Below are 8999 nucleotides of genomic sequence, written 5' to 3'. Positions count from 1 at the left end.
CGATTTTTGTTCATCGCCAGTTTTTTTACCTTCTGTAGTAAGGGTCAGGGGTGTCGTCCACAGGACTAGGTGCTGCACTGCGCTTGCGACCGTCGGAGCGTGATTGAGAGGCAGAAGGGAACGCAAAATCAAATAACCGATCTAAACCTGAAAAATCCTTGACTCTGAATCAGTAGAGCGTCTGAACGATTTTTGTTCATCGCCAGTTTTTTTACCTTCTGTAGTAAGGGTCAGGGGTGTCGTCCACAGGACTAGGTGCTGCACTGCGCTTGCGACCGTCGGAGCATAGCTCAGAGGCAGAAGGCAACGCAAAATCAAATAAATGATCGAACCGGGTAAAAAATGATTTAGTATAGTCTAACCCGTTTGAATCATGAATGTTCTTATGATAATCCTTCGTTACTTGATCCAGATAAAGATCTGCTTTATTGTAAAATCAACTCAACGAAGGAAGGTTTGCACAATTAAAAAAGTTCTGCTCACAATTTTAGCAGCTGTTATCTTGGTTTCGGCATACTTTGTCTGGACAATTGCAACTTTTGACGATCATGTGCAGAATTATGTGGAATACTCGATAAACCGAGAATTAAAACAACGTCAATTCGGACAGTTGAGAAAGATTACAGACCAAAAAAGCTATCGTATATTAACTCATACTAACAACGTTAAAGTCAAACTTACTACTGACAATCAGGGGAGCCAAAACATTTGTTATTATGGGGCTCGAATAAATCACTACAGGTACTTTATGCTGACATTTAAAGTTAATTCCTTTATTCCCAGTCGGTTTGAACTCATAAACATTAAATACTTTCCTAAAGAATAAAAAAACGCCTCCAGCCACCAGTTCACTCCAGCAGCTAAAGCGCATCACAATCCGGTTCATTCACATTTGACGTCAGTTCAACCCAACAAGCTGACTTTTTCGATGGTATCGAGCTTGATGACCGTTACCCCCTTGGCAGGGCGGTTGATGAAAGCCTGGTCATCGTTAACCGCGGCGACACTTCCTGTCAGCGTGCCGTCACCAGTTTCAATTCGTACCAACTTTTTGCTTTTGTACGCATTCATCAATTCATTTGAAATTTCTTTAGTTGCAATAGTCATCATTGTCACCTCTTATGATAAACTTAAGTATAGTTCACAAATCTGCTGAATGTAAACAATTTTTCTCACAAGCGAAACTTTAGAATATTTTTATAACATTTTTTTGCATTTAGCGCTAAAGTGTATATATAGGTAAAGTGAAAGGGGTATTAAAATGACTGAACGCCAATTGATTCAAGAAATTTTAAATACAGTTGATGTGATCTACAATTTTGTAAACACCGACGATGATAAGAAGGAATACGAAATCGTGATTAACCGACAAGACGGGGACCATCGTCCGTTGGAAAACGTCAACAAAGAAATCAAAGATTACTTCACTGAAGCCAACTTTAGTTATAACGAAGAGCTCAATGACAACGGTGACGACATTCACGTTCAAGTAAAACGTTAATTGGTCTAGTTGAGTAACACTTCACAAAAGTTATTGAACAGGCAATTTGAATTGCAATGCACGTTATGGTATAGTTCATAATGTGCTTTTTTAATACAATAAAGGTGCGATCAAAAATCAAAAAGTTGCGCATTTAAAATTTTTTCAAAAAAGATGTAATCGCTTTCTAGTGATCGGAGGGAATTTAATGTTAACAGACAGACCAAAGTACGTATTATCAATTGATCAAGGGACGACTTCCACGCGAGCCATGATATTTGATCACAATGGTCGAAAGGTGATCGAAGCATCCAAGCCGGTTAAACAAGTCATTCCACATAACGATTGGGTTGAGACGGATCCTAATGAAATTTGGACATCCGTTCTGAACGTGATTTCGTCTGCGTTCATTGATGCTGGGATCCATCCCGAAGATATTGAGGGAATTGGAATCGTTAACCAACGTGAAACGACGATTATCTGGGACAAGGAGACCGGTGAACCGATTTATAATGCAATTGGTTGGCAATCTAAGCAAACGGCCGCATTGGCGCGTAAATTGAAGAATGAGGGCTATTCAGGGATGGTCCACAAGAAGACTGGCCTAATTATCGATTCGTATTTCTCAGCCACCAAGGCCCGTTGGATTTTGGATCACGTCAACGGTGCTCAAGAACGGGCAGAAAAAGGTGAGCTGATTTTTGGGACGGTTGATACCTGGTTGGTTTGGAAACTCTCTGGCGGCGAATATCACGTGACTGATTATTCCAATGCCAGCCGAACGATGCTGTTTAACATTCATACCCTCCAGTGGGATGACGATATCTTGAAATTATTAAACATTCCAAAATCGATGCTGCCCGAAGTGAAGACTTCCAGCGAACTTTACGGAACGACTAAGAACTATCAATTTTATGGCATCGAAGTCCCGATTGCCGGCATTGCCGGGGACCAGTCGGCCGCATTGATTGGCCAGCTCGCGTTTGAACCCGGGATGATCAAAAATACTTATGGTGATGGTGCCTTTATCATGATGAACACTGGTTCCAAACCAGAAATTTCAGATGATAATTTGTTGACAACCATCGCGTATAATTTTAATGGCAAAGTCACATATGCCCTTGAAGGCTCGATTTTTGCTGCCGGAACGGCTTTGTCGTGGTTAGCTGATAGCCTGCAACTGATCGATAACGTACCGGAATCCCGTCAGGCCGCCATGAATTCGGAAGATGACGATGAAGTATACGTAGTGCCTGCCTTCAACGGGTTGGGTGCGCCATACTGGGAATAAGACGTCCGTGGGGCAGTATTTGGGCTGACTCGGGGAACCACTAAGGATGACTTCGTCAAGGCAACGCTACAGTCGATCGCCTATGGCACAAAAGATATCATCCAGACCATGGAAAAAGATACCAGCATGCATATTCCCGAACTGATGGCTGATGGTGGTGCGTCTCGGAACAGTTACTTAATGCAGTTTCAAGCAGATATCTTAAATATCCCAATCCAGCGAGCGGCGGACGAAAACACCACTGCGTTTGGGGCCGCCATTTTAGCAGGGCTGGCAGTTGGTTTTTGGAAGGATATTGATGAAGTCAAAGAACTCGCAGAACCCGGCCGAACCTTTAAGCCCAACATGGAAGATTCAAGGCGGGCCAAGCTCTATCGGGGCTGGCAAGCTGCTGTGGATGCCACGAGAGCCTATAAAGTTAAAATTTAAACGGGAACAACATGCCCGAAAGACAGAAAGAGGCTGGGACAAAAGTATCAACTTTTGACTCAGTCTCTTGTTTGATGATTTTATACTATCTAGCTGAAACGTGCGGCAATCGGCTGATCCCGGCCATTTAAGCCCGTCAATCAATCATTCCAAAAGCAGGAATAATCGATTGACGGGCTTAAATTCTGGGATCAAAACGCCTCTTGTCTCACTCTTTTTTTGTTATTCGTCATTTTTATCGGTTGGTTCTTTCCAATATCGGGCGTCCGTTAATATTTCCTTGGAATGCTCGTCAGCGGGGACGAATCCCAAATTAAACAAATGTTTGAAGTACATCATATTGTATATCAGCATCCAAACGATTCCCAGGCCGTATGAGCCAACGGAATAGGCGACTTGAAACGGTTCGCCCATTCCAAGTGAGAGCGCCATTCCGGCAATAATTTCGACGCCCGCCATACATAACAGGTTGTACCAGTCTGACCGAAAAATTGGCACCCAGAGGTTAAAGAATAAGGCCGTAAACGACGGGCCGACCTTGGCAATTCGAATCTGGCCGTTTTCCTTATTCACCACGGTGGCAAAATTTGGTGGGATCGGCAAATTACCCGGAGTGTTGGGATCATTTTGATTATTGTCGTCGTTATTGCCGTTACCAAATGGGTTTTGCATGGGGAACCTCCTTTCAGACTACTTGGTTACTTCTTTTTAAATTTCACAACACATTCACAGCGCGATGTTTGTGGCATCAAATCAACTGATTGGATGTATTCGACATTGTACTTCTGCGTTAATTTTACTAAATCCTGTGCCAAAGTCGATGGATTACAAGAAATATAGACAAATTTCTTTGGCACGATATCCAAAATGGTGTCAATCAGTGAATCGGCCAGCCCAGTCCGTGGTGGATCAACAATTAACGCGGTTGGTGTCCAGCCGCCGTCAATCCATTCCGGTAAGAGCTTTTCAGCTTCACCAACTTCGTACAGACAGTTAAAAATCCCGTTTCTAACTGAATTGGCATTTGCGTCATCCACCGCTGCTTTGATGGTATCCATTCCGCGGACTTCACGGACTTGTTTGGCGACGGATAAACCAATTGTTCCAACGCCGGAATAAGCATCGACCAGCTTTTCGTTTCCCTTGAGATCAAGGGCTTTGAAGGCTTCATCGTAGAGAACCCGGGTCATTTCGGGGTTCGCTTGCAGGAAGGCTCTGGCAGACAAATCAAACTTTAAGCCGTTGAGGACTTCGGTGATTGTCTCACGACCTGCCAAATGAATGGTTTCATCGCCCCAAATCAGGGATGTTTTGCCCGGGTTGACGTTTTGCATAACGGATACGACTTCGGGTAGTTCAGCTTTGATTCGTTCCAATAACTGATGCTTTTTGAGCAGCTTTTGGCTTTGGGTGATAAACGTGACCTGGACTTGGTCAGTAGCAATGGCTGCCCGAACGACAACCGTTTTGATGATGCCGCTGTTTTTTTCTTCGTCGTACGCAGGGATCCCTAATTCATCGATCATTGCCACGACTGCCCGCATGACTTTCATCGTCAACGGGTATTGAAGCGCGGATGTTTTTAAATCGACCACATCGTGACTGCGGGCTTTGTATAGGCCGGCGATGGTGTTGCCGTCTTCATCCTTACGAATTTGAAAGGTGGCCTTGTTGCGATAGTGGGTCGGATCATCCATCCCAATAGTAGGTAATAATTTAAATTTGCGATAACCGGTGGGCTTGAATTTTTCAAGGGAGTCACGGACGACATCACGCTTGAATTCCAGCTGTTTCGGGTACGCCAAATTCTCCAGCTCAAAGCCGCCGACTTCATTTGCATAAGCGTCAACGGGATCCACCCGGTCCTGACTTTTTGTGAGAATTTCAATTAATTTTGCGCGAATGAAATTATTCAAATCGTCGGTCACTTCAACGACGACTTTTTCGGTTGGCAGGGCGCCGGGTACAAACACTAATTTGTGTTCGTAATAACCGATGCCTTCACCATTGATTCCAAGGCGCTTAATTTGAATGGTTAAGTGTTCACCTTCGTCTACGTGAACTTCAGAATTATTGTTATACATTGAACCGTCCTTAATATTTGTAGTTACTAGTATGATAGCACATCGCGCATAAAATTCGTATGTGGGCGAGCCGAAATGAGTGGTTGCCGGTTTGAAAAGTAATAGTAAAGGGACCGTCGGCAAAACAGTGTTTTGTCACGGTCCCAAATGAGTTGTGGTTATTTAGCTGAAAAATGTTACCAGGTTGCCTGATCCGGATCCGTTGCCAAACCGGCTTTTCCGTGGAAGCCATCAATTGTTTTCATGTCTGAATTTGATAAGTTGAAATCAAAGATGTCGGCATTTTCCTTGATGTACTTTTCGTGGACCGACTTTGGTAATGGCAAGAAGCCGTGCTGCAGTGACCAACGGAGGACCACTTGAGCAGGTGTCTTGTCGTATTTTCGACCGATTTCAGTCAATTCAGGAATCTTGAAGATTTCGCCGGTTCCCAGTGGGCTGTATGCTTCGGTTAAAATATCGTGGTCGTCATTATATTCCACGACGGCTGGCTGCATGTCCGATGGATTAATGAACATCTGGTTGACCATCGGCTTAACTTTGGCGGTTTCCAATAGGGCATTCAAATGCTTGGGCCTAAAGTTGGAAACACCGATCGCCTTGGCGGCACCCTGCTCGTAAAATTCTTCCATTGCCCGCCATGATTCGGCGTTTGCTTCCTGCCAGTTATCCCGGAAGTCAACTGGATTTGGCCAGTGAATCAGATAGAGGTTCACGTAATCCAATTTCAATTTTTCCAGGGAGCGTCCAAAAGCCTGCTTAGTCTTTTCATAACCGTGATCCGCATTCCAAAGCTTGGTTGTGACAAATAAATCCTCACGGGGAACGCCACTGTCTTTGATTGCTTGGCCGACGCTTTCTTCGTTGCCGTACGCCGCAGCAGTGTCAATGTGGCGATAACCGGCATTTAAAGCTGCCAAAACGGCGTGATAAGCTTCATCTCCGTCTGCAGACTGCCAGGTACCAAAGCCGATTTGGGGGATCTTGACGCCATTATATAAAGTGTACGTATCTGTTAGTGCCATTTTGTTTGCCTCCTAATTTGTATCTAGTCTCATTTTAAAGTGTTTTAGAGATTAAGTACAAAGAATTTATCCATTGATGAGTGCTCACCGTTATTCAGCGGGTGGCCGAGGTCCGAAAAGCCATAATCTTGATAGAGGTGAATGGCTTCCACCAATGAATGGTGAGTCTCCAAATAAATAGTTTTGTATCCGGCACCCTTGGCAAAGCCGACTGCCGTGTCCAGCAGCCGATAGCTTAAGTGTTGGCCACGAGCGGCTTCTGTTAAGTAAAGTTTTTGCAGTTCGGCAACTTGATTTGCGACGTCAAATTCCGCAATCCCAGCGCCACCCAAGACAGTGTCGACTTCGTTTACGGCGACAAAGTATTCCCGCTGAGCTGATTTATCGTAGAAATCACTCAGATGATCCAATTCCTTATCAAAATAGGCGGTTCCTGGGATATCCAGCCCGTAGGATTTTAATGACGTTTTGATAATGGTCGCCAAAGGCGCGTCATCAGCGGGTTTAATTGGCCTGATTCTAACCATTCTACCGTCTCCATTTCATTGTGTTTGATTAGCATATTACCACTATTAGAATTGCAGAGTAAAGCCCATGTGACCGCTTTATCGTGATATACTTGAATTAATTTAAAACAGGTTCGGGAGGGATTACTATGGATCAAAAAGTTGCGATTGTTACAGGCGCGTCATCTGGAATCGGCATGCAGATTGCCAAGAACCTCTATCGAAACGGGATGGAAGTCTATGCGCTGGCCCGCCGGGTATATGCCATGAACGAGTTGGACGATTTAGGCATCCACACCATGCATCTGGATGTGACCGACCACGACGAGATCGATAAGGTCGTCAGCGAAATTGTTGCCGAAACCGGCAGAATTGATGTTTTGGTTAATAACGCCGGCTTGGGGGCCTTTGGCTCGGTTGAAGAAGTGACGCTGAGTGAAGGCGAGTACGAATTCAAGGTCAACGTTTTCGGCCTGGTCAAAATGATTCAAGCAGTCCTTCCAACCATGAGACAGCAGCACAGTGGCCGGATTATCAATATGTCGTCGATGGCTGGTAAAATCAGCAATATTCTTCTGGGCAGTTGGTATGTCGGCTCGAAGTTTGCCGTTGAAGGCATCAGTGATTCACTACGGCAGGAACTCAAACCATTTGGCATTGATGTTGCGGTCATTGAGCCCGGTGCCATTCAATCCGAATGGAAAGATGGCGCTATGGATCGGATGATCGACGCGTCGGGAAATGGCCCGTATGCCACCTTGGCAAGACGTTCGGCTGACTTCTTTGCGATGTCATACAAGTTTGCGTCAGCGCCAAGAGTTGTGGCCCGAGCCGTTGACAGAGCGGTCTTTTCAAGAAGACCCAAAACACGTTATGCGATTGGTGCCGGCGCCAAACCGGCAATGCTAATGAAGCGTTTCTTGCCTGATCGTTGCATGGACGCATTTTTCGAAGCCCTGAACAAATATGCCCAACAAGTTGTTAATCGAGAAACTGGCGCCAATCGCTAGCATAGCGTATGAATTGAATATCAAATCCAAGCACACTGGGGGAACTGCTGAAAGCAGCTGAGATGAGCCTGAAAGGCCCGTACCCTTGGAACCTGTCAGTTAGGACTGGGGAAGGAAAGTGGCTGATGCGACGGAATCATTTTGTCGCAAGAAGTGTCGTGAATGGGGTTGCAATCGTTCACGACAAAATCCACGTTAGGTTAAAAATCCCGGCCGGAGCTGCAGACATCCAAGTGTCTTTAGCTCCGGATTTTTGATACGTTGATAATGGTTACCTGGAAAAGAAAGGAAGTTTATCTGATGAAAATTGATCTTCTGAACACATTGCGAGAAAAGAATCCGATTGCTTTTAACATTTCAAACTTCGTGACGGTTCAAGATGTTGCGAACGGCATTAATGCGATTGGGGCCTCACCAATCATGTCGGAGGAAAAAAACGAAGCAGAACCCATGGTCCAAATGGCTGATTCGGTGACCGTGAATCTGGGGGCGTTTACTGAGAGCCAGCTGGACCAGATTGCGGCGGTCACGACGTTTGCTAATCAGTACAAAAAGCCAATCGTGATTGATCCGGTCGCAGTGGGTGCGGTGGAATACCGAAAGGAAAGATGCAACGAACTGCTGGATCAGATTGATGTAGCCGTTATTCGGGGCAATGCAGGTGAAATTGCGGCGCTGGCGGACGTAGATTGGAATGCCAAGGGAATTGATGCCGGTGAGGGAAGCGGCGATTTGGTGGAAATTGCCAAAAAACTTGCCAAGAAGCGAAACTGTGTTGTTGTGGAAAGTGGGAAGACCGATATCATCACCGATGGCGAAGCAGTCGTCCGGGTGTTCAACGAAACCGATTTGTTCAAGCTCCACGTGGGTTCGGGCGATATGCTGTCGAGTACGATTGGCTGTTTCTGTGGTGTTGAAAAAGATTATTTTGAGGCGGCCCAGGCGGCAACGGTCATTTTTGACGTGGCAGGAGAGGTGGTCGCAAAGGCGATGACAAAGCCGCTGGCAGGATCGTTTGGCGTCCAGTTGATAGATGAACTCCACTTGATAGACGTGAAGACGGTGGAGAGGTATGCGAATTTTGAGTAGGGCAGAGTGCGACGAGCAACGGTTTGACACGGAGAGCTAAGGTCCCTCTAATTGAAATCCTGGTTTTGGATTTTAATTAGAGGGT

8 protein-coding genes, 1 pseudogene and 1 riboswitch are annotated in these 8999 nt (G+C 45.4%); of the genes and pseudogenes, 4 read left to right on the top strand and 5 right to left on the bottom strand.

The genetic code is table 11. From position 1 onward, the window contains the following. Nucleotides 1-903 precede the first annotated feature (903 nt). Nucleotides 904-1107: a hypothetical protein gene (locus AB3112_RS05535; RefSeq protein ID WP_225355067.1), complete on the bottom strand. Its 204-nt coding sequence runs from the start codon at nt 1105-1107 to the stop codon at nt 904-906. 154 nt (nt 1108-1261) lie between these two features. On the opposite strand from AB3112_RS05535, the gene AB3112_RS05530 reads away from it, so the two are divergent. Together AB3112_RS05530 and glpK are read left to right on the top strand one after the other, a co-directional pair. Then, nucleotides 1262-1501 (top strand): hypothetical protein, encoded by a 240-nt coding sequence (locus AB3112_RS05530; RefSeq protein WP_057910379.1) that lies wholly within the window; start codon nt 1262-1264, stop codon nt 1499-1501. A gap of 187 nt (nt 1502-1688) precedes the next feature. Continuing rightward, nucleotides 1689-3200: pseudogene (gene glpK / locus AB3112_RS05525) on the top strand (glycerol kinase GlpK). Nucleotides 3201-3422: 222 nt separating this feature from the next. Here glpK and AB3112_RS05520 read toward each other — a convergent pair. The 4 genes from AB3112_RS05520 to AB3112_RS05505 all read right to left on the bottom strand — a co-directional run bounded on the left by AB3112_RS05520 (nt 3423) and on the right by AB3112_RS05505 (nt 6836). Next, the gene (locus tag AB3112_RS05520) at nt 3423-3872 is read right to left on the bottom strand and encodes a hypothetical protein (protein WP_084972979.1); all 450 of its coding nucleotides are present in this window, start codon (nt 3870-3872) and stop codon (nt 3423-3425) included. Nucleotides 3873-3898: 26 nt separating this feature from the next. Beyond that, complete coding sequence (rlmD, locus tag AB3112_RS05515; RefSeq protein ID WP_084998027.1) at nt 3899-5284, bottom strand: 23S rRNA (uracil(1939)-C(5))-methyltransferase RlmD; 1386 nt, start codon at nt 5282-5284, stop codon at nt 3899-3901. Between the two features lie 176 nt (nt 5285-5460). After that, nucleotides 5461-6309: an aldo/keto reductase gene (locus tag AB3112_RS05510; protein ID WP_084972974.1), complete on the bottom strand. Its 849-nt coding sequence runs from the start codon at nt 6307-6309 to the stop codon at nt 5461-5463. Between the two features lie 44 nt (nt 6310-6353). After that, a complete protein-coding gene (locus tag AB3112_RS05505) occupies nt 6354-6836 on the bottom strand; it encodes a GNAT family N-acetyltransferase (RefSeq protein ID WP_084972972.1) in 483 nt (160 codons plus the stop codon). 128 nt (nt 6837-6964) lie between these two features. Here AB3112_RS05505 and AB3112_RS05500 point away from each other — a divergent pair, with 128 nt between their 5' ends. Continuing rightward, nucleotides 6965-7825, top strand: a complete 861-nt coding sequence (locus AB3112_RS05500) for an oxidoreductase (protein ID WP_057910373.1) — start codon at nt 6965-6967, stop codon at nt 7823-7825. A 27-nt stretch (nt 7826-7852) separates the two neighbouring features. Beyond that, nucleotides 7853-7959: riboswitch (TPP riboswitch) on the top strand. Between the two features lie 166 nt (nt 7960-8125). After that, nucleotides 8126-8914 (top strand): hydroxyethylthiazole kinase, encoded by a 789-nt coding sequence (gene thiM / locus AB3112_RS05495; RefSeq protein ID WP_367334082.1) that lies wholly within the window; start codon nt 8126-8128, stop codon nt 8912-8914. Nucleotides 8915-8999: the final 85 nt, after the last annotated feature.

The organism is Lentilactobacillus sp. (assembly GCF_040773105.1).
Lineage (GTDB): Bacteria > Bacillota > Bacilli > Lactobacillales > Lactobacillaceae > Lentilactobacillus > Lentilactobacillus parabuchneri.
This window is presented reverse-complemented; position numbering and strand designations above follow the sequence as displayed.